This is a genomic window from Paenibacillus sabuli, from assembly GCF_014705605.1.
Lineage (GTDB): Bacteria > Bacillota > Bacilli > Paenibacillales > Paenibacillaceae > Paenibacillus_D > Paenibacillus_D sabuli.
In genome coordinates, this window is sequence record NZ_JACXIZ010000007.1 from 19,609 (window position 1) to 41,580 (window position 21,972).

The 21,972-nt window shown below is 63.9% G+C and carries 12 protein-coding genes; 1 reads left to right on the plus strand and 11 read right to left on the minus strand.

Annotation, left to right across the window (positions count from 1 at the left end; all coding sequences use genetic code 11):
- Positions 1–151 precede the first annotated feature (151 nt).
- From tatA to IDH44_RS02020, 10 genes are all read right to left on the minus strand, one after another.
- Positions 152–367 (minus strand): twin-arginine translocase TatA/TatE family subunit, encoded by a 216-nt coding sequence (tatA, locus tag IDH44_RS01975; protein WP_190914175.1) that lies wholly within the window; start codon positions 365–367, stop codon positions 152–154.
- Between the two features lie 22 nt (positions 368–389).
- Positions 390–1,127 (minus strand): twin-arginine translocase subunit TatC, encoded by a 738-nt coding sequence (gene tatC / locus IDH44_RS01980; protein WP_190914177.1) that lies wholly within the window; start codon positions 1,125–1,127, stop codon positions 390–392.
- 189 nt (positions 1,128–1,316) lie between these two features.
- The gene (locus IDH44_RS01985) at positions 1,317–2,849 is read right to left on the minus strand and encodes a glycoside hydrolase family 88 protein (RefSeq protein ID WP_190914179.1); all 1,533 of its coding nucleotides are present in this window, start codon (positions 2,847–2,849) and stop codon (positions 1,317–1,319) included.
- The gene (locus IDH44_RS27080) at positions 2,846–5,206 is read right to left on the minus strand and encodes an AraC family transcriptional regulator (protein ID WP_190914181.1); all 2,361 of its coding nucleotides are present in this window, start codon (positions 5,204–5,206) and stop codon (positions 2,846–2,848) included. Before IDH44_RS27080 ends, IDH44_RS01985 begins: the two co-directional genes overlap by 4 nt.
- Before the next feature lie 69 nt (positions 5,207–5,275).
- On the minus strand, positions 5,276–6,805 hold the full coding sequence (locus IDH44_RS01995) for an extracellular solute-binding protein (protein WP_190914183.1): 1,530 nt from the start codon (positions 6,803–6,805) through the stop codon (positions 5,276–5,278).
- A gap of 77 nt (positions 6,806–6,882) precedes the next feature.
- Positions 6,883–7,758 carry a carbohydrate ABC transporter permease gene (locus IDH44_RS02000; RefSeq protein ID WP_190914185.1) on the minus strand — a complete coding sequence of 292 codons (876 nt, stop codon included), beginning with the start codon at positions 7,756–7,758 and terminating at the stop codon, positions 6,883–6,885.
- 21 nt (positions 7,759–7,779) lie between these two features.
- Complete coding sequence (locus IDH44_RS02005) at positions 7,780–8,700, minus strand: ABC transporter permease (RefSeq protein ID WP_190914187.1); 921 nt, start codon at positions 8,698–8,700, stop codon at positions 7,780–7,782.
- Positions 8,690–9,838, minus strand: coding sequence for an amidohydrolase family protein (locus tag IDH44_RS02010; protein WP_317890090.1), 1,149 nt, complete (start codon positions 9,836–9,838; stop codon positions 8,690–8,692). Before IDH44_RS02010 ends, IDH44_RS02005 begins: the two co-directional genes overlap by 11 nt.
- Positions 9,839–10,129: 291 nt before the next feature.
- A complete protein-coding gene (locus IDH44_RS02015; protein ID WP_223869295.1) occupies positions 10,130–16,057 on the minus strand; it encodes an OmpL47-type beta-barrel domain-containing protein in 5,928 nt (1,975 codons plus the stop codon).
- Between the two features lie 101 nt (positions 16,058–16,158).
- Positions 16,159–16,428 (minus strand): metal-sensitive transcriptional regulator, encoded by a 270-nt coding sequence (locus IDH44_RS02020; RefSeq protein WP_190914191.1) that lies wholly within the window; start codon positions 16,426–16,428, stop codon positions 16,159–16,161.
- A gap of 235 nt (positions 16,429–16,663) precedes the next feature.
- Here IDH44_RS02020 and IDH44_RS02025 point away from each other — a divergent pair, with 235 nt between their 5' ends.
- Entirely contained in the window at positions 16,664–18,055 is a 1,392-nt protein-coding gene (locus IDH44_RS02025; RefSeq protein WP_190914193.1) for a lipopolysaccharide biosynthesis protein, read from the plus strand.
- A gap of 346 nt (positions 18,056–18,401) precedes the next feature.
- On the opposite strand, the gene IDH44_RS02030 is transcribed toward IDH44_RS02025, so the two are convergent.
- Positions 18,402–21,779, minus strand: coding sequence for a sugar-binding protein (locus tag IDH44_RS02030; RefSeq protein ID WP_190914195.1), 3,378 nt, complete (start codon positions 21,777–21,779; stop codon positions 18,402–18,404).
- Between the last annotated feature and the right edge of the window lie 193 nt (positions 21,780–21,972).

The window sequence follows — 21,972 nt, forward strand, 5'->3', positions numbered from 1 at the left end:
AGCGTATCATACCATACCAGCCGCGCAAAACAGCGCAAAATGGCCACCCTGCCGCATATGCGGCGGGGCAGCCAGTCTGAGCCGGGACATGCCGTTCGCTTCGGACGACGGCTGTAGCAGCGAGGAGGAACGGCTGACTGCGCCGCGCCGGCTACTCGATCAGCTTGCGCGGCTCGCGCACATCTTCGCGGACCTCTTCGCGTTCGCGGGCGCCGTCCTCATCGGCGATGCCCTTGGTCGAATTGCGGAATTCGCGCAGCGTGTCGCCAAAGGCGCGGCCGAGCTGCGGCAGCTTCGCCGGTCCGAATACAATCAGCGCGATCAGCAAAATGATCGCCAGTCCCGATACGCCAATATTGTTGAGCATGGCTCCTCAAGCCTCCCTCTCGTCAGCTCTGCGGCTGCAATGCGGCCCGATGCCGACGGTAATAGACCCTCGTGGCCAGCAGGGCGCTCAGTTCGAACAGCGCCAGCAGCGGGATCAGCACCGACAGATGCGACACCGCGTCCGGCGGCGAGATGCACGAGGCGAAGACCGCCAGCCCGACATAGGCGTACTTGCGCACCGCGCGCAGCCGCTGCGGCGTGAGCACGCCGAGCCGGGTCAGGAACAGCATCACGAGCGGCATCTCGAACGAGAGCCCGAGCGGCACGACGACATTGAACAGGAACGAGAAATAACGGTCGATGCCGTACGTCTCCAGGGCGCCGATGCGCGCGTTGAGCTGCATCATGAAGCGCAGCATCATCGGAAAGACGAGGTAATAGCTGAACGCGACGCCGCCGAGGAACAGCACGAACGAGACCGGCACATATGCCAGCGTGCCCTTCGCCTCCCGCTCCGTCAGGCCGGGTCTGGCGAACGCCCAGATCTGGTACAGCAGCACCGGCAGCGTGATCAGCGCGGCTACGAGCACGGCGCAGCGCAGATAGACGAACAGCCCGTCCGTAAAGGCGAAAACGTTCCACTCCACCGCGCCCGCGGCCGGCTGCCGCTTGAGATAGAGCAGCACCTGCGGCGAGACGTACAGCCCTGCGGCCAGCGCGGCGCCGAATACGCCGAGCACGACGATTAACCGCTTGCGCAACTCCGTCATATGCCGCAGCCATTCTTCCTGCTTGTCCATACGGCGACCTCCAGGCCCCTGAATTGGCCGAATTTGTCATCCGGCACAATTAGTGTAACCCATTGCACGGCGGTTATGCGGGCCGCGTGTTGGCTGGGCGGCTGCAGCTCCCGTTCCCGTTCCCGCTGACTGCGGGCGCGTCCGTCCTCGGCACGCTGCCCGGGCGGCCCGAGCCCGCGCGGCCGCGACTCAGCGGCGCCAGGCCTCCGCGGCGGCCGCAGCCATCCCGGGCATGCCCGCCAGCGCTGCATCGAGCTGCGCCAGCAATCCCATGCCCATCTGGGCATACACGCGGTAGCCTCCGCGCTGCAGTTCGTCGCCGCCCGCATTGTGCTGCGAGACGCCGTGCAGCACGCCGTCGACGGACAGATAGCCGGTCAGCGCATTCAGCGTCTCACAGGCGCGCTCCGCCATCGCCTCCGGCAGCGCCCCGCTGCGCGCGCCGAGCGCCAGTGCGGCGGCAATGCCGGCGGAGCCGGACGTCTCCGTTCCCGAGGCGGGATCGTCCAGGTAGCAGCTCCACAGCCTGTCGGCGCCGCGCCACGACAGCGCCGCGGCCGCGGCGCGCCGCAGCTCCGCCTCGACCTCGGGCAAGCCGGCCACTCCGGCCAGTCCGCCGTCCGTGAGCTCGGTCCAGGTGCGGGTCATGCCCAGCAAGTACCAGGCCCAGGCGCGCGCCCAATTGCGAAACGTCATGCGCGCGCCGCCATCTGCACTGCGCAAGTAGAAGTCGCGGCCCCGGGCCAGCCGGTCCCTGCGTCCCAGCAGCTGCCGCACAGCCTGCTCGGCCAGCGCCGGGCGCTGCAGACGCACTGCCGCCGCAGCCATCGGATAAGCGATCGTATACGCCCCCTCCGCCGTCACAATCGACCCGTCCATGACCAGCCCCTCCTTCTCCAGCGAGGCCCAGTACGCGATGACCGCCGCGATGAGCGGATGTCCGGGGTCGCGCTTGACCAGCACGCCCGCCGGCAGCGTCGCTTCGATCGTCGTCAGTCGGCCGTCGGCCGGGCGGCTGAACAGATCCTCGTAGCGCAGCCGTCCATGGTCGTCAAGGTACTGGCTGAGATGAGCGTCCAACGCGTCGTCCGCCCGGCGCGCACCGACATGGGGGCGCAAATCGTACAGGCCGTCGAGCACGCAGCCCTCGATCCAGCCGAAGGGCTGCAGCGACGTCAGCGACAGGAAGGCAGCGAGGAAACGCTCGCGCCGGCCGCTGCCGGCCGCACCGCCAGTCGCCGTGTCCTCCAGCAGCAAATGGGGCGCAAAAAATGCCTTGTCCGCCGCACCGCCCAATGAATCGAACACCCATACCGGCCCCGTATCTGCGCTCGTCCACAGCACAATTCCCTCGCGCACAGCCGCCTGCGCCTGCGCCGCGGTGAGCTGCAGCTCGAACGGCTGAAACACGTAGCCGTAGCGGATATCCAGACTGCCGAGCGGCTCGCCGCCGCCAAGGCGCGCCTCAACCCGCTTGATCTGGTGCATGTTCAGCGCCAGACAGAGCCGCAGGACCGCGCCGGACTCCGGCATGAGGGGCGATGCCTCGCCCGCCTCCGACCACTGCAGCAGCGCTTCCTCGCCCGCCGCGCCGATCCGCACCGCGCTCCAGCCCGCCGGGACCCGCGTCCCCTCGGGGAGATGCAGCGCAGGCCCCTTCACAGCGGCCGCCGCGCGCCGGAAGCGCTTCTCCGTCGTTTTGCCTTCCTCGATTCTCGTCATGATGATTCGTCTCCTCCCTCTTCCTGAATCCCCGGTTGCCCTCTCGTCGTACCGCCTCCGTGCCGCTCGCGGTACTGCCCGGGGGTCATGCCGTACGCTTTTTTGAAGTAGCGGTTGAAATTGGAGGCGGTGCTGTAGCGCAGCCGCTGGGCGATATCGGCGATGCGCATATCCGTCTCGTCCAGCCACGCCTTCGCCCGCTCCAGCCGGTACTGGGCGAGATACTCGCTGAACGTGACGCCCGTCTCCTTCTTGAACACCCGGCTGACATAGTTGGGATGGAAATTAAGCTGCGACGCGAACAACTCAATGCTCACATCCTGATCGTACGCGCTGTGGATGGCCTCGATAATCGTGCCCGAAATATGCACATTGCGGCTGCGCTGCTGCTCCCGCGTCCAGGCAAGCAACGGCACCAGCACCGTGCATTCGAGCCAGGCGGCCGTCTCCTGCGGCGTCGCCAGCCCGGTCCAATTGCGCGTCCGGAACACCTCTTCCGGAAACACTTCATGCGCCGGCGTACCCGCCTCCTGCACCGTGCCGACGAGCCGGCTCGTCAACCGGTCGAGGCACAGCCGATAGTCATACGGATGCAGATGGGCTTCGGCGTAGAAGGCGACAAGCCGGCCGAGCCGCTCGCGCGATGCCGCCTCGTCGGCGCGCCCGACCGCTTCGCGCAGGCTCAGCTCCAGCTCCTTGGGGTAGCGCAGCCGCTTGGTCCGCTCCGGCAGCAATTCATCCAGGAACAGGATCGACTCCTGGCCGAGCCGATAGCGATAGGCAAGCGCATCCATGCTCTCGCGGCAAGCGAGCGGCGCATGCGCCAGCTCCTGGTACGTCCGGCTGATGCCGTAGCTGGTCGCGACGCCGAGATAAGTTTTGATCTTGCGCTGGATATCCTCGACTCTATTGAATACCTCGACCTTGAGCGGGGTATCGCCACCTTGCGGCGTGCCGCAGACGAGCAGCAGGCAGCCGCTCTGTATGACCGGACAGAGCCGGCGCGAGGGCGGGACGATCTCCTCGATCATATTCTGCACCGCATACATCAGCAGATCGCGATCGCGCTGCGCATACCGCGTCTCCTCCAGACTGCCGAGCTGCATGGCCACCACGCACCAGTGTGCCCAGTCCGTCGGGAAGCCGCAGCGCTCGGCCCCTTCCTCCCACTCCTCGGCCCGCAGCTGTCCCCGCAGCAGCCGATCGACGAGGAAGGTGCCGGCCTGGCGGTTCAGCATCTCGATCTCATCGACCATCAGATGCTGCGTCCGCACCATCCGCTTCACCTGTTCGCCGATGTAGCGCAGCTCGTTGCTGCCGTCGGCGCCGGATGCGGGCTTGACGAAGGCATAGATCTGGCGGATCGGCGAATACATCCGCATGGAGACCGCCGCCGCGCCCAGCACGACGAGCAGCATCAGCAGCAGGATGGTCAGCACGGTGTAGCCCTTGATGCTCTGCGCCTGTTCGGTGAACTGCGCCAGCGGGGTCAGCGAGATGTAGCGCCAGCCGTTGTACCGCGATTCCGTGTGGAGCACCGCGTACCCGCCGCCCGGCCCGGCCTGCGTGAAGAAGCCATCGCCGCCGCCGCGCTGCGCGATCTCCTCGTAGTAGGGCGTCTCCGCGATCTGCGCGCCGACCTGTCCCGGGTCGGTATGGGCCAGCACGAGGCCGCGTTCGTCGACGATCATCATCGTCTCCGATTGACCGGGAGTCATCCGCTTGGCCAGCTCGGAGAGCGGGATATTGACCGTCATCAGCCCGTCGGGATCCCGCGAGTTGAGCGGAATATGCTTGACCAGCTTCAGCATCGGAGCATGCGGCACTTCCGACTCGAGCCTCCAGTACGACCACTGCGAGTCGCTGCGATAGCGGAGCAATTGCTGCTCCAGGCGCTGCAGGTAGCGTCCCTTGTCATCGGCAGCGTCGCGGCGGTCCATCTGATACAGCACCCCGCCCTCGATCAGCCAGCTCCGACGATAGCTGATGAGATGCACATCCTGAATGCCCAGCTCGTAGACCTGAATCTGCGTCAGTCTGGCGTACAAGCTCTCGAACTGCTTCAGGTATTCGTAGCGGTACGGCAGCTCGAGCAGCGCCGCCATCGCATCGTCGCCCGGCGCCGCAGGCGCGCCGATGGCCGAAGTCGCCAGCGTATCCACCGTCTTCAGGAAGAATTCCACCTGATCCCGGTTCTGCTGCAGGATCATGCGGTTGCCCTCCGTCACCTCGTCCTGGACGACTGTCGCCGACTGCGTATAGGACAAGTACCCCAGCAGCAGCAGCGGGAGGAGGCCGATGAGGCAGCTCAGCGCAAAAACAGTCACGAAGAAACCCGACATTCGAAAACGCTTCACCAATCATCCCCCCCTTGAAGAATACCCGAACGAGGGCTCCGCTGCGTGCTTGCCGGCGTCCGTCAGCTCCTAGCTGCGCTGCTCCCCGTACAACGCCGCCAGTTCCTCGGCCACCTTGCCCCCGCCTCGGCTGCGCCACTGCTCCACCGCCGTATCGAGACCGCCCTCGTCGATCTCGCCGAGCACGAACTGTACGATCGCGTCGCTGAGCAGCTCATTGAGCTGCTGGCCCTGCTCGATCTGGGTCGGCGACAGCAAGCCCAGCGACGGGTCGGCGACGCTCACGTCGGCATGCTCCTCCATCCGCGCGCGCAGCATCTGATTGAGCTCGGAGTCGCCCGGCGGATACATCGCCACCTCGTTGACGATGATATTCTTCAGATCGTCGATGTTGAACTTCGCGTCGTCCTCGCGCGTCTCGTTCTCCGTGACGAGCACCCGGAATTGCTCCGTCGCCTCCGCGCTGCGCTGCGTATCGAAGTAGCGCAGCACCTCGCGCAGCTCCTCCTCCGTGCGGACGCTTGTCTTCGGAATCATAGCCCCGCCGTAGTGCCCGCTCGTCGCATTGGCCTTGCCCTCGACCGGATGACCGGCCACGAGCTCGAAGCGATTGCCCGTCGTATTCATCTGGAAGTAGTAGAACGGAACAACCGCATCGAGCGCCTCCATGCTGACGCCGACGCGATCATTGTACAGATCGCGCCGCGCCTCGTTGCGCACCACGACGGGGAAGTCCGCATTGATGAGTCCTTCCTTGTACAGCCGGCGTACGAACCGAAGTCCCTCGCGGAATTCCGCCGTCTCGATATCCTTGACGAAAGCGCCGTCCTCGAGCTTCCAATTGTTCGGCGCCCCGAACCAGGAAAAGATATCCCGCGGAATCGAGCCCTCGTACAGCATCATGCCGTACGTGTCGTCCTGCCCATTGCCGTCGGGATCGTCGTCCTTGAAGGCAACGAGCAACTCGTAAAAATCATCGATCGTGCGCGGCAGTTCCATGCCGACATTGTCCAGCCAATCCTTGCGGATAATCAGACCGTTGCGGACGAGCGGACGCGGACGCGGAATGACGTACGTCTTGCCCTCGATCTGCAGATTGGCGGTTAGCGCCGGGTCGAAGGTCTGCAAATTCGGAAATTCGTCCAAATACCCGTCCAGCTCCCAAAACATGCCCGAACGCACACCGTTGAGAATCGAGGTGTGAAACGGATTGTCGACCATCAGCACCTGCGGCATATCCCCGGAGGCCATCGTTACGTTGAGCCGCTCGGCATAGACATTTTGCGGAACCCATGTGATGTCCAGCTCCGCTTTGGAGAATTGCTCGATCGAGCGCACGACCTCGCCCTCGTCGGACGGCGCGGTTTCGGAGAAGTACGTATTCATCATGGAGACGGTTACATTTTTACCCGCGGCCCCTTCCCCCTGCTGTGCGCCGCTCCCATTGACGCTATCGCTTGCAGGCGGATTCGAGGCATTGCCCTCGCTGCCCTCGGCTTCCGATCCTCCATTGTTGCTCGTACAGCCTGCTGCGACCACTAGCGCGGCGAGCAGCAGGATCGCCCTCCAGGCGCTACTTCCCCTTTTCTCCCTTGGCATGTCTTTTCCCTCCTCAGTCTATTATAAAACAAGATACAAGTCTGTGCCGCGTCACGCCAGTCGATCGCTTCAACCGACTAGCCCTTAACCGATCCGAGCAGGATGCCCTTGGCAAAATGCTTTTGCAAAAACGGGTAGACGAGCAGGATCGGGAACGTCGCCACCGTAATGACCGCCATGCGCACCGTATCCGGCGGAATCGACTGCTCGCCCTCGACCACGCCCTGCTCGACGAAGCCGGCTTGGGAGACCAGCACGATCTGCCGCAGCAGCACCTGAATCGGCCACTTCGCCGTATCCGTCAGGTACAGGATCGCATGCATGTACGTATTCCAATGAAATACCGCATAGAACAAGGTCAACGTCGCCAGCGCGGGCTTCGACAACGGCATCACGATCTGGAACAGCAGCCGCAGATCGCCGCAGCCGTCCATGCGCGCCGATTCCTCCAGCTCGACTGGCAAATTGCGAAAGAAATTGATGAGTATGATCAGATAGAACGGAATGATCGCACGCGGAATGAGCAGCGCCCAATACGAATTAAGCAGTCCGGCCTCGCGCACAATCAGATAATCCGGAATCAGACCGCCCTGAAAGATGAGCGTGAACACGATCAGGAACATGATCGTCTTGCGAAAATGCACGCGTCTGCGCGACAGGGCGTACGCCAGCAGCGAGGTGCATAACAGATTGATGGCGGTCCCGATCACCGTGATCATGACAGTCACCGCAAGACTGCGCGGCAGTGCGTCCGTCGTGAAGATGTAGGTATAGGCCTTCAACGAGAATTCGGTCGGAATCAGCAGGAAGTCCGTCCGATTGTACTCCGCCACCGAAGCGAAGGAGCTGGCGATGACGTGAACAAACGGCACCAGCGTCACCAGCCCCATCAGCAGCAGCAGCACAATATTGACCGCGTCGAACACACGGCCGCCAAGACTGCGGTCCGGCATAGCGCTCCCTCCTTGTCTGGATTAAAAAATGCCTTCCTCGCCAAACTTTTTGGCCAGCCAATTGGCCAGCAGCACAAGCGCCAGCCCGACCACGCCCTTGAACAGACCGACAGCCGTGCTGTAGCTGAGCTGACCGTTGATGAGACCGACGCGGTACACATACGTGTCGAAAACGTCTCCGACCTCGCGATTGACGGCATTGAGCAGCAGGAACACATGCTCGAAGCTCAGCTCCAGCACGTCGCTGAGCCGCAGGAGCAGCAGCACGACGATCGTGCTGCGGATGCCCGGCAGCGTAATGTGCCAGATCTGACGCAGTCGGCTCGCGCCATCGATGCGCGACGACTCGTACAGCTCCGGGCTGATGCCCGCCAGCGCGGCCAGGTAGATGATCGTGCCCCAGCCGGTATCCCGCCACAAGGCTTGCAAAATATACATCGGCCGAAACCAGCCCCGGTCCATCATGATCGAATGCGGCTCGAACCCAAGACCGGCCAGCAGCGACTGGAAGATGCTGTCCTGCGATTCGAAGATGACGAAGAACATCGCCACCACGACGACCCAGGACATGAAGTGCGGAATGTAAATCATCGTCTGGATCGAACGCTTGAACCACTGCACCCGCAGCTCGTTGAGCATCAACGCCACCAGGATCGGCGCGGGGAAGCCGAGTCCCAGATTGTACAGCGACAGCAGCAGCGTATTGCGCAGCAGCCGAAAAAAATCCGGGTCGGCGAACAGCCGTTCAAAATGCGTCCACCCGACCCACGGACTGCCCCAAAAGCCGGTAAACGGGTGGTAATTCTGAAAGGCGATCACGACGCCGCCCATCGGCAAATACTTGAACACCAGGAAATACAGCAGACCCGGCAGCATCAGCAAATAGATCCAGCGATCCCGCCGCATATCGCGCCAGATCGCAGACCGGGTCTCAGTCCGCATGCGAGGCGCCCCCCCTCCCGCCCGCCGGGGGCCGCCCGGTCAGACCGTACAAGGCGGCAGCGTTGGCCGAGCGGACCTTGGCCCGCATCTCGCGTGGCAGCGAAGCCAGCGCAAACTTCGGAGGGTCGAAATCCCAATGCGGATAGTCGCTGGCATACATCACCCGGTCCTCGGCGCCGCACATGCGGAAAATTTGTGCCAAATGCTCCGGCTCCTGCGGCTCCTCGATCGGCTGCGTCGTCAAGTAGACATGGCGCCGCAGGTAGGTCGAAGGCAGCTCGCGCAGCCACGGCACGGAGTCTCGCAGCGCCTTGTAATTTTTGTCCATGCGCCACATCAGATGCGGCAGCCAGCCGATCCCGCCCTCGATCGCGACGATGCGCAGCTCGGGGTATTTCTCGAACACGCCCTCGCAGACAAGACTGTTGAGATGGGCCATGTAATTGCCGGGCAATGCATTGTGCCATTCCATGTAGCGCGAGGGATAGCCCGACGGGGTCGGCGCGCCGGCGACGCCGCGTCCCTCGGTGCCTGGATGGAAGGCAACCGGCAGTCCGTGACGCTGCGCCGCTTCGTAGATCGGATGATAGCAGCGCTGACCGTACAGCGTGCGCGCGCCGCTGCACATGATGACCTGTACCAGATCCGGATGCCCGCCCAGGCGATCGATCTCGCGCGCCGCCGCTGCCGGGTCCGCGTGATTGACGACAATCGAACCCTTGAACCTGGGACTGGCCGGCAGCCATTGCTCGAGCAGGTAATCGTTGTAGGCCGAGACGGCGGCGTTGGCGTAATCGCAGTCGGGATTCAGCGACATCTCCAGGATGCCCGCTCCGGTGAGAATCGCATAATCGATCGCGAATCGCTCCAGATGATCGCGCAGCAGGTAATGCGGATCGCTGCCCGGGGGCCCGCCGCGCTCCGGCCCGGCGTCGCGGCGCAGCACGCCGACGGGCGAATAATACGGACTTCCCACTCCCGTTCCGACGGCGAGCCATTGCGCATGCCAGACCTTGGGCAAGTAAGGCAGCAGATCCTCGCGCGCCGCAAAGTCGTTGTGCACGTCCGTATCAATCAATCCGGGCCCTTCGCCTGACGCCGAGGCAGGATCAAGCTGTTCCTGTTTCCTTGCGTCCACTTGCCTCCTCCTCCTTTCCATTGTTCATGCATATCGTACAGAGCGCGGCGATTCTCCGTCTATAATCACTTCGTGACCTGGCGCTTTCCGAGGTGCGATATTCATGATCCACACTGCATGAATCCGAAGCCCACCTGCTGCGGCGCGAGAAGGAGGCATTGTAGCCGCCGCTATTAGACGGACACAAGTTGCGCTCCGAGAAATCGAGACAAGCAAAAAAACGGCGGTGCAAGGGAAATTCCCTCGCACCGCCGCTGTACAGATCGGTGGACCGGATAAAATGGCTTTCATTCATGCTTCCGTGCCGTCGTGGCCGGCGCCGGGCGCTTCGGCGCGCACGATCCGCAGCAGCACGGCCGCGGCTTCCGCGCGCGTCGACGTGCCTTGCGGCACGAACTGCCCCTGGCCGCGCCCGCGCACGATGCCCTGCTGCGCCATGGCCGCGGCGTAGCCGCTCGCCCAGCGCGGGATCTGAGCGGTATCGGGGAAGGGGCCCGCCGCGCCGTCCGCTGCAAGCGGCGCGAGCCCGAAGGCTCTGCCCGCCAGCGTCACCATCTCGGCGCGCGTAAGCGCCGCATGCGGGCGGAAGCTGCCGTCGGCGTAGCCCGTCACAATGCCGCTGCGCCGCGCGGCTTCCACCGCGTCGGCCGCCCATGCGGGGATGCCGGCCGCATCGGCAAATGGCAGCGCGTCCTGTCCGCGACCGTCCGCAAGACCAAGCACGTTCATCAGCATCACGACGAATTCCACGCGCGTGACCGGCGCGTCGGGGCGGAAGGTGCCGTCGCCGAAGCCGTCGACCATGCCGCATGCCGCCGCATCCCCGATCTCCCCGCTCGCCCAATGTCCGCCGAGATCGTCGAACGGCATCGCTGCGGCGGCCCGGGCCGGACAGCCTGCGCGTATCGGAGGCGCGCCCGGGGTCTCGGGCGACTCGGCTCCATCCGGCTGATCCGGGTCTCCGGGCTGCCCGCCATCCGAACCTTCGCCGCCGGGCGTATCCGATCCGCCAGGCGGCACGGGACCAGGCCCGGGCTCCGGTTCTGGCTCTGGCTCTGGCTCTGGTTCAGGCTCCGGCTCCGGTTCAGGCAGCGGGTCGTCCGCCGCCCGCACCACGGTCACCGTATAGACCTGCACGGTCGAGCCGTCCCGGGCCGTCACCGTGATCGTGAACGTCTGCCGTCCGACGGCAAGCAGGGCCGGCTCTCCGACGGGCTCCCCGTCTCGCAGGAGGGTCAGTGTGGCGTGCGCATCGTCAGGCGTCGCCGTGATGAGCGTGCGATCCGTCTCGTGCGGCACCTCCGCGGTATAGGTATAGGTGAGCGCCGAGACCGGCTCGCGCAGCCGGATGCCGCTCAGCTCCAGCGTGCCCAGTCCGGCATTGGCCGAGACGAGCGTGAAGCCGCTCGCCTCCGTCATGGGACTGGCATTGCCCGCCGCATCGACGGCTTGCAGCCGCACCGCATGCGCTCCGATTCCGAGCGCCGCGGCCGGCGTGTAGCGCCAGTCGCCCTGCTCGTCGACCGTGACCCTCACCGGTGCGGCGTCGTCCAGGTAGACGCTGATCGTCACACACGGCTCGCCCGTCCCCTTCATGACGGGACGCGGTACATTGAGCACCGCGCCGGGCGCGGGCTCCAGCAGCACCGGCAGACCCGGCGACGTCGTATCGATCACGAAGACGTGCGTCGGGGCGGCCGTCGTGTTGCCGGCGGCGTCCGATGCGGACACCTCCAGCGTCACCTCGCCGTCGGGGAGCGGCTCCGCCGGACGATAGCGCCACTGGCCGCTGCCGTCCGCCGTGACATACTCCGCTGCGCCGCCGTTCACGCGAAGGCTGATTCGCGCATCCGCCTCGGCATTCCCCTCCACGAGCGGACGAGAGGCGGCGACGTGCTGTCCCGAGGCCGGCGACGTCACGGTTACCGCCGCCGGGGCCTCGGTATCGATTGTCAGCGCGGCCGCGACAGTGTCGCTCGCATTGCCTGCCGCATCGACAGCCCTTGCCTGGACGGTATACGCCCCGTCCGGCAACGGCGCATCCGGCAGATAGCTCCAGCCGCCGTCGTACGCCGCTGCGGCGACCGTCGCTTCGGGCCCGTCGTTGAAGCGAATCACGACGCTCGCCCCGCGCTCCGCCGTACCCGAGACGAGCGGTTGCCGCTCGCTCGTGACCGTGCCGTCCACCGGCGCATGCAGCTGCGGCGCATCCGGCGGGAGCGTATCGATCGTCATCGTCACCGCCGCGGACACGGCGCTGCGGTTGCCCGCGGCATCGAGCGCCTCGGCCTCGAGCACGTAGAGGCCGTCGTCCAGCTCCGCCTCGAAGCGATAGCTCCAGCCGCCGTCGGCATCCGCCGTCAGCACCGTATGCTGCAGCGTATCGATGAGCAGCACGATATGCGCATGAGGCTCTGCGGTGCCTGCGACGAGCGGGGCCGGATCGGGCAGCGCCGCACCGTCGGCCGGCGTATCGATCTGCGGCGCTTGCGGCGCCTCCGTATCGATGGTGAAGCTCGCCGTCGCCGCAGATGCGCTCCGATTGCCCGCTCGATCCTGGGCGTAGACGCGCAGCGTGTGGTCGCCGTCGTCCAGCGGGGCGGGCGTATAGGACCAGCCGCCGTCGGATTGGACCGGGACTGGGGCCAGCTCTTGCTCATCCAGCACCAGGATCGCATAGACGCTATCGCTCACCATCGCTGTGCCCGAGAAGAGCGGCGCGGCGACGTTCAGCACGCGATCCGCCGCAGGCGAGAGCAAGGTCGCCGCAGACGGCGCCGTGCGGTCGATCCGGACGACCGTCGAAGTGCTCGACATCTGGCCCACCTGATCGACGCTGCGCACTTCGACCGTCGTCTCGCCCTCGCTGTCAATGACGACCGGCTCCGTATAGGGAGTCCAGTCGAGCGACTCGGCGCCGTCCAGCCGGTACGCGACCTGCGCCACGCCGGACCCCGACAGCTCGTCGGGAGCCAGCGCCTCGACCGATACCGAGGCGACCGATAGCCAGCCGTCCGAATCGGGGGTACGCGTCAGGACGGGGACCGGCGGCGCGGTGCGGTCAATACGGACGACCAGAGTCGAGTCCGGGCTGGCATTGCCCGCTCTATCCAGCGTGCGGGCATGTACAGTCGTCTCCCCCTCCGTCGCGATCGTCAGCGGGGCGGTATAGCGCGACCAGTCTGCGCTTGCGGCGCCCGTGAGGCGCACCTCGACGCGGTCCGCACCCGCGCCGGTGTCCGCGCCCGGCGCAATGTCGACGACGACGTCAGCATCCGTCCACCCGGTCTCCGAAGCCGTGAGCGCCGGCGAATCCGGCTTGGTCCGGTCGATGCGGACAATCCCGGTCGCCTCGGCTCCGACATTCCCCACCGTGTCCACGGTACGGGCGTGAACGGTCGTCACGCCCTCGGCGCTGACCGCGACCGGGCCTTCGTACACCGTCCAGTCCGCCGTCGTCGCCCCGCTCAGCCGGTACTCGGTGCGCGCCGCGCCCGAGCCGCTATCCGCGCCCGGGGCGACGGTCACCGCTACGCTCGCTGCGGCCGACCACGCGGTGGTCGCCGGCGTCACCGTCGGAGCGCCCGGCGCGGTGCGATCGATCCGCACCGTGCCGGAGGCCGCCCCGCTCGTATTGCCCGCGCGGTCGACGGTGCGCGCTTCGAGGGTCGTGACGCCCTCGGCGCTGACTGCGACCGGGCTCTCGTACGCCGCCCAGTCCGCCGTCGTCGCCCCGCTCAGCCGGTACTCGGTGCGCGCCGCGCCCGAGCCGCTATCCGCGCCCGGGGCGACGGTCACCGCTACGCTCGCCGCGGCCGACCACGCGGTGGTCGCCGGCGTGACCGTCGGAGCGCCCGGCGCGGTGCGATCGATCCGCACCATGCCGGAGACCTCTCCGCTCGTATTGCCCGCGCGGTCGACGGTGCGGGCATGGACGGTCGTCTCGCCGGCGGCCGTGACATTCACCGGCCCGGCATACGTCGTCCAGCCGAGTGTCACCGCCCCGCTCAGCCGGTACTCCACGCGCGCGGCGCCGGAGGCGGCGTCGCTCCCGGCAGCGATCGTCACCGTCACATTGGACGAAGTCCAGGCTGCGGTCGACGGCGTAATCGCAGGCGTGCCGGGCGCCGTACGATCCAGCCGCGCCACAGCGGTCGAGACGTCGCTGATATTGCCGGCCGTATCCACTGTACGGGCGCTGATGGTCGTCGTGCCCTCCTCCGTCACCGTGATCGGGGTCGTATACGTCGTCCATGCCTGCGACTGGGCCCCGCTCAGCGTGTATTCGGTGCGGGCGACGCCGGACCCGCTGTCCGAGCCGGGCGTGAGCGTCACCGCCACACTCCCCGCGGCCGTCCAATCCGTCGTCGCCGGACTCACCGCCGGTGCGCTCGGTCTCGTCTTGTCGATCCGCACGCCGGCGTTGGCCGAATCACTCACATTGCCCGCAGCATCCACGGTACGCGCTTCGACCTGTGTCGTGCCCTCGGCGCTGATCGCGACCGGACCGCTGTAGGTGGTCCAGCCTAGCGATGTCGCCCCGCTCAGCCGATACTCCGTGCGGGCCACACCGGAGCCGCCGCTGTCCGTACCGGCCGTCAGGACGACGTTGACCGCAGCGTTGCGCCAATTGCCGTCGGACGGCGCGATGGTCGGAGCGCTCGGGTTCGACTTGTCGATGCGCGCCACAGCCGTACGCTCGGTGCTGACATTGCCGGCCTGATCGATCGTGCGGGCGTAGACGGTCGTCTCGCCCTCCGCCGTGATCGCGGTCGCGCCCGTATAGGTCGTCCAGCCGAGCGTCGTCGCGCCTGCCAAGCGGAATTCCGTGCGGGCGACGCCCGCCCCTCCGGTATCGGTCGCACCGGTCAGGGTGAAGCTCGCGCTCGTCGCCGACCAGCCGGGCGGCGTCAGGTTGATCGTCGGGGCTACCGGCGCGCTGCGGTCGATGCGCACGATCGCCGAAGCAGAGGTGATATTGTTGGCGCGGTCGACCGTCCGCGCCTCTACGGTCGTCTGGCCGGCATTGGTCACGGTAATCGTATCGCCGCCGCCATAAGCCGTCCAGCCCTGAATCGTCGCGCCGCTCAGCCGGTACTCGGTCCGGTCGACGCCGGACCCGGCATCCGTGCCCGGCGTCACCGTGAGCGTCACATTGGAGTTGACCCACCCGCTCGGAGCGCCCTGGATGGACGGAGCCGTCGGAGGCACCTCGTCGAAGGACAGGCGATAGACGGTTCGGTTGGTGTCGTAGTTGGTATCGTTGTACCCGCCTATGACATAGACATCGCTGCCTGCCAGCACCAGATTGCCGGCCTCCAGCTTGCCGGGATTCGGAGCGTCGACCGTCCACGTATCCGTCGCCGGATCATACAGGTAATAGGAATTCACACCCATGACGAGCACCTTGCCGCTATCCAGCGTGACCTGCGCATGCCGGAAGAACACATCCCCCTGGCTGTACGGCATAGAAGCATTCTGCCTCTCCCACGTATTGGTCGCCGGATCGTAGATGTACGCATGAAAGGAAAAGGCCAGCCCGCTCTGACCGCCGGTCAGCAGCACCCGCCCGTCCTGCAGCGTGCTCATGGCAGCGCCGTAAATTTCGACTGGCAGCGGCGCCGCTCCGGTCCATTGGTTGGCGGCCGGATTGTAGATGTACGTGTTGTCGTACATCGGCGGTCCGCCGCCGCCAAAATCAAAGTAATAAATCTGATCCGAACCGCCGACAATCATGACCCGGCCGTCCTGGAGGGTCGTCTGGGCGTTGCCGTACATCGTCATGGGCAGATTCGCCGCGCTGCTCCATTGCGCGGTGTTCGGATTATAGATACGCGCTGCATTGTTGTACGTATAGCCAACACCCGTTACATAGTGTGAACCGCCTGTCACCAGCGCCCGACCGTCCTGGAGCATCGTCTGATGGTGATAAGACAGCTGCAGCGGCGGCGCAGCTGCCAGCCACGTATGCGTCGACACATTAAATAGATAAGCATTCGCGGTATAGCCGTTCGAAGACGTGTTGCCGCCGCTTGCAAGAATGCGACTGCCATTCTGAATCGGACTGGCCGCGACGCCGCTGACGCCAACTGGCAGATCGGACGAGGCGGGCAGCGCCTCGACCATGACGACCGCATGCGCCTCGCGCATGGGGCCCGCCAGCGCGCAGAGCGTCAGCAGGGCCAGCACGCCGAAGCCGCGCCATAGATGATGAATCAAACGCTCACTCCCTTCAAACTGAATAAGTGCCCAGCTTATCCATTGTACCAAGGGAGCGAACGAGGCAAAATTTACTTTGGTTAACTAAAATTTTAACGGGGTTACCGACTTTTGACGAGCAGCGAAATGGCCTCCTTGACGAGCTGGCTCGTGTCGGTATTGCCCGCCGCCTGCTCGCTCAGGATGCAATGCTGCAGATTCTCCGCGACGATATGGGCGATTGCCTTGTCCGAGGCGTTGCGAACTGCGGACAGCTGCGCCACGACCTCCTTGCACGGCTTGCCCTCGTCCATCAATCGCAGCACGCCGCGAATCTGGCCCTCGACGCGCCGCAGCCGCATCTTCATCTCATCGGTATACGTATAGTCCATCCGAATCAGCTCCTCGCTTGCTTGTATGCTATCAGTATAGAGCAAGACCGGCCGGATGTCGCGCGGCATGCCGCACCCGGTCATGGAGTGATACATTTTGTATTTTAAAGCGTGGAATCATGAAATAAAGTTTGACAGAATGCTCGTTTTATTTTATAGTTACCAATGATAATGTTACATAATGTATCATTTTATTAGACCCGTTAAACATCAGGTGAAGGTGGAAGGTGCACGTATGCCTAAGATCAATCAAGCAATCGGATTGCAAAAAATAATATCGCCTATGGTTTCCGTCGTAAGCAGAAAAGACAGCCTCGGCCATATTGCACGACTCGTGCTTTCGAGCGGATTCATCATTCTCTTGAATCTCGTTACCGGCATGATCGTGGCCCGGACTTTAGGCCCGTCAGGCCGCGGCGAACAGGCGGCAATTCTGATGTGGTCGCAATTTTTCACCCATCTGCTGACGATGGGATTGCCCTCAGCCATGATCTACACCTTGCAAAAAAAACTGGAAACCCCGGAAAGACTATACGGCGCCTCGATTTTGCTATGTATCGGTCTTGGAGCCTTGGGGGTCATTCCAGCACTCTTCTTCGTTCCGTTATGGATGGGCGACTATTCGAAGCCGGTCATTTGGTTTGCCCAGATTTTGATGGTGACCATTCCTTTGGGGTTACTAACATTTGTGAATAACGCGATCCTGCAAGCCAACAACGAATTTGGCTTGGTCAATTTCATGCGCTACGCGATGCCGGCGGGCACGCTGCTCTTCCTGCTCCTATTCCTGGCGACGGACACCTTGAATCCTTATACATCGGCGTTCTCCTATGCTTTTCCCACAATCCCGATCCAGATCTGGTTACTGATGCGCTTGGCAAAAAAAATCAAGCCGGTCTTTTCCAAAATAAGAGAACCCGCAAAAAAACTGACTTCCTACGGTTTTCGATCGTATGGCATCGACATTGCGGGCACGCTCTCCTTGCATTTGGATCAGATCATTGTCGTAGGCATGCTCTCCCCTGCCAATCTGGGGTTATATGTAATTGCCTTAAGCTTATCCCGAATGCTCAGCATGATTCAATCTTCCATTAATTTGGTACTCTTCCCCAAGGCATCGGCATTGAATGGCAAGGATGCGGTTCAACTCACGATTCGAATTTGGAAATGCAGTCTCATTACGACAGGGCTGCTCGCCGCCTTTTTGGCGGTTGCAGCGCCGATCGTGCTTCATCTGCTCTACGGGCCGGCGTACATGCCTGCGGTCCCGGTCTTCCGGATTTTGTTGCTTCAGGTCATGGTGACCAGCAGTGCCTGGGGATTATCGCAAGCCTTCATGGCGACGGGCCGTCCCGGCACGCTAACGCTCATACAGGCGAGTATGGTGGTGCTGAATGTTCCGCTGTTACTACTGTTGATTCCACCATTCGGAATCGCAGGAGCCGGTCTTGCCTTGCTTCTTACTTCCATCATCAGATTCATCGCCATCCTGGTTTTGTACAACCGCCTTTTACACGTCCCATTCAGTCATTTTATATACACAAGAGCGGACATTCGATGGTTCACTAACCAATTAAAAAACAGAGCGAATCGTGAAGCCAAATCAAAGGAAGGCGAGACAGGTTGAACAAGCTCATTTCTGTAGTCATTCCTACGCGGAATCAGCCGAACCCGGCTGGTCAAATGCCTGGAGGCGCTCGACATCGCTCGCAGGGCGATTGCATTCGACGTATTCGTATGCGATTCAAGCGACACGCCGGAGCTGCGCGACCAGGTGAAGGCGGTGTGCGGGGCGTTCTCTTTTGTGCATCACCGTACCCACGAAGGGAAAAACGTGGCCATGGCCAGGAACTTCTGCGCCGAGACCGCAACCGGCCAACTGCTGGTCAACTCCTGTTCAAACCATTCATCAAAGTAATGCGAACGGCCCGCCGCGGCTCCCCGAGAGAGTCGCGACGGGCCAGTGGGATTCGTTACTCCGCAGCTTCCTCCAGCTCGGCATTGCCGAACACGCGCGGGTCCTTCCAGCTCGTATCCTCCTCGGCCTTCCACTGCAGCTTGCCGTCGCGAAGATCGCCGTCGTCATCGTCGTTGACTGCAATCTCCAGCCCGATGACGCTGCCCGCCGCGGGAATCAGACCGAGCGTCGTCCACGGCAGCTTGATCTCCATCCGATACCCGACTGTCGTGTCCTGAACCGCGTACTGCACCCCGGCGATCCGATTCAGCTTGGTCTCAATCGGCGTCGTATCGCCGTAGCCGAACTGATACTGCAGGTCGTTCACCTGATCATACGCCGCCTCCTTGCTGTTGTCCGCATCGATGTAGACCTCGACGCTATCGTCGTCCCATACCGATCCCGAATCGTTCACCCGCACATCGTCGGCTACGTCCACCAGGACGTACAGCGCATCCGCGTCCCACAGCGCCTGCCAGGAGGCGGACAGGTCTGCAGCGGAATCGATCGTACCGCGGGTGACCTGCGTCAAGGCCGCCGGATCGGACTGTGTCCACACGCTATCCGCCGCGCCGTCTATGGTCGGCGCCGCAGCCGTAGCCGGGATGCCGATCTCCGGCTCGGTCGACACTTCCGGCTCCGGCTCCGGATCGGGCGTCGCGGGCGGTGTGACCGGGTCCGGGTCGGCATTATAGGCGATGACGGAGACCGGCACCGAATGGCCGCTTGGCAGCCGCACGAACAAGGTCGAGTATTCCTCCGCCTTGTCAAAGGCGGCCTTCGACTTGTCGAGCGTGATCGTGAAGGTCGTGTCCACACCGGCTGTGAACGTGCCGCTGCTTGGCGTCACCGTATACCAATCGTCCGAGGGCGCCTTGCGGATCGCGTACGCCCCGCTGTAGCTGCCGGGCGAGATCGTGAACTGCGCCGTATCGGCATCGTCGGGGATGGCGACGAAATAGCGGTCCGCTGTCAATGGAATCGGCCGCTTCGGCATGAGCCCGCTCTCCCCGTATTCAATGGCGCCGATGTCCGGCGCGCCGCCTGCGTACCCGTCCGTGAAGTTGGGCACGACGACGCCTTGATCGATGACATTCACCTCACCCGTACCGGCGCTCGGCTCCAGCGTGAACAGGCCCGCCGCCGGGTCCGTCATCGCGGCGATGCCCCACTGCGCATTGGCCTCGTTGCCCGGGTACGCCAGGATGCGGCCCACACCGTCCGTCCGGGAAGTCGTGCCCAGCGCGTCGTAATCGAAGCTGTTCTCCTGCCGCTGATAATCATCCCGAATATTGTAGAACCCAGTAGGCAGCGCACGATCAAGTACGATGATATTGTTGCGCGTGTAGGCGCGCATCGCCCGCTGGTTGCTGTACCGGTAAGAAGCGAAGCCGTTGCCGTCGGTATAGTACGTATTGTTGAACAGGAACGACCAGCCGACGCCCAGGTTCGCATTGCCCCCGCCCTTGACGATTGCGCCGCCCGTCGAGCGCGTGGCATCGCCCATGTTCGCCGACAGGTTGTTGTACACATACGACGGCCCCAGCAGGTTCGGAACGATGCTGATACCGCCGAACGTCTGCTCGTTACGGTTATTGTAGAAGCGGACGTTCATCTGGCCGCCGTCGAGCTCGGTCGCGTCGTCGTTGCCGTAGCCCAGGAAGTTGCCGTAGATGTCGGCATCCCGGTAAGGGCCGCCGCTCTCCTGCCCGTTCTCGTACGTCTCGACGACGTCATTGAAGCGGTGCGCGTCACTGGCGGCAAAGTCATTATAGCGCAGCACGATCCCGCCCCGGCCTCGCAGGAATACCGCATTGGGGCCCTTCGGATGTGTGCTGGAATAGGCCAGTCCGCCCATCGTGACACCCTTCCACGTATTGGACCAGCCATTGGGCTCGTACACGTAGCTGCGCTCGACGACAATATTGCGGCCGTCGTAGATGGCGATGCCGGCGTCGTTGTTGATCTCTGCGCCGTCGGCATCGACCGGATAGCCGAGCGTGCCGGTCTCGGTCGTCTCCACGACCTCGCGGCCCCAGCCGGTAATATCCGCGTTCGCGATGCGGATATCCGAATTGGTCCCGCCGATCTGGATACCGTGCCGGATGCCGCCGCGCACGACGAAATCCTCCAGGATCACATACTGGCTGTCCGTCACCGTGACTGCCGCCGTCGCCAGCTTGGCCCCGTCGATGACGATGCCGGTGTCGTTGACGACCTTGATCCAGCCATTCTCCGTTCCCGTCAAGCCGTCCAGCTCAAGTGCGCCGCCCGTATAGAGGGAGGCTAGCGAGATCGTCTGGGCGATGGTCGGCGAGGAGGTCCACGTGTCCACCGCAGCCGTCTCGCAGGCGACGGTCGCCCCATCCAGGGACACAGTCGCCTTCACCTCATAGCTCGTGTCTTCGTTTAGCTTGACGATGCTGCCGCGGAATTGATTCGTGCGCTCGTCATAGACAGGCGGAAAGGCTGTCTGCCAGACCGATGCCCCCGCCTCGCGATACTGCAGCCCGATCTCCGAATCCGCGCCTGCGCCGGGCATGTACACGCTGATCGCTTCGAAGCTCGGCACGAATTCGGCTGCCGGCGCCGTCGGCGTCGGCGACGCGACCGGCCCCGGGACCGGCGACGAGACGACAGGCGGCACGCTCGGCAGCGTGGCCAACGCTTCGACCTCCGCTGTAGTCAGCGCCTGATCGAACACGTACAACTCGTCCAGCTTGCCGGCAAACGGCGAGGAGAAATCCGGCTGGCGGCCGATAAACACCGCGTTGCCATTGACGACTTGCGCAGTCGGCACATCGGCTGTCACCGCCTGATCGAGCACGCCGTTCACATAGATGCGCAGCGCGGTCCCCGGCTCGTAGACGCCTGCCAGATGCACCCACTGCCCGGCCGGCAGCGCGCTCGCCGTCTCGACCGGCACCGTCGTATCGGCGCCGGTGGCAATCTGGAAGCGACCTTTGCCGTCCGCACCCGCGTACAGACTCCACCCTTGCGAGCCGGGTCCGTTCTCCTTGGAGATGATCCGGCCGTTCGTATCGAAGTCGTCCGCATAGACCCATGCCGTCACGCTCATCGCCCCGCTCAATTGCAGCGCGGCAGGATTGCCCAGATCGATGTAATCATTGCGACCGTCGAAGAATACGGCATTGCCGAGCACCCCCTCTACATGCGCAGGCCGGTTCATCAGCGTGCCGTCCAGCCCGCTGCCGGCGCCGTCCGAGGCGGCCTCGGTCCCCGACGATTCATCCAGGCTCCAGTAGCCGATCGGCTCCGCCGCGGTCGCATGGGCCGTGGGCAGAGGCTTGGCGCCTCCCCATACGGCGAATAGCGCCATCGTCAATACCAGCAGTACCGTCATCGGTGTAGCAAGCCGAGCACAATGCTTCATTTCATCCGCTCCCTTGTCCATAGGTTCAATTGCTTGCATACTCACTTGCTTCTCCCCGTCCCCCCCCCTGCAACCGCTTCCATATAATTGAGACTTTCGGTCGCTGCAAGTGCGCTGCAGGTTCATTATAGAAGCCCTGCGCACCGTCTGCGATGGGGCATTTCTACGATCTCCTGTGAGCATGCTACGAACC

Bases quoted from the DNA above. Each gene is read 5' to 3' on its own strand.
- tatA (WP_190914175.1), bottom strand. From the start codon at position 367: ATGCTCAACAATATTGGCGTATCGGGACTGGCGATCATTTTGCTGATC.
- tatC (WP_190914177.1), bottom strand. From the start codon at position 1,127: ATGGACAAGCAGGAAGAATGGCTGCGGCATATGACGGAGTTGCGCAAG.
- IDH44_RS01985 (WP_190914179.1), bottom strand. From the start codon at position 2,849: ATGACGAGAATCGAGGAAGGCAAAACGACGGAGAAGCGCTTCCGGCGC.
- IDH44_RS01995 (WP_190914183.1), bottom strand. From the start codon at position 6,805: ATGCCAAGGGAGAAAAGGGGAAGTAGCGCCTGGAGGGCGATCCTGCTG.
- IDH44_RS02000 (WP_190914185.1), bottom strand. From the start codon at position 7,758: ATGCCGGACCGCAGTCTTGGCGGCCGTGTGTTCGACGCGGTCAATATT.
- IDH44_RS02005 (WP_190914187.1), bottom strand. From the start codon at position 8,700: ATGCGGACTGAGACCCGGTCTGCGATCTGGCGCGATATGCGGCGGGAT.
- IDH44_RS02020 (WP_190914191.1), bottom strand. From the start codon at position 16,428: ATGGACTATACGTATACCGATGAGATGAAGATGCGGCTGCGGCGCGTC.
- IDH44_RS02025 (WP_190914193.1), top strand. From the start codon at position 16,664: ATGCCTAAGATCAATCAAGCAATCGGATTGCAAAAAATAATATCGCCT.
- IDH44_RS02030 (WP_190914195.1), bottom strand. From the start codon at position 21,779: ATGAAGCATTGTGCTCGGCTTGCTACACCGATGACGGTACTGCTGGTA.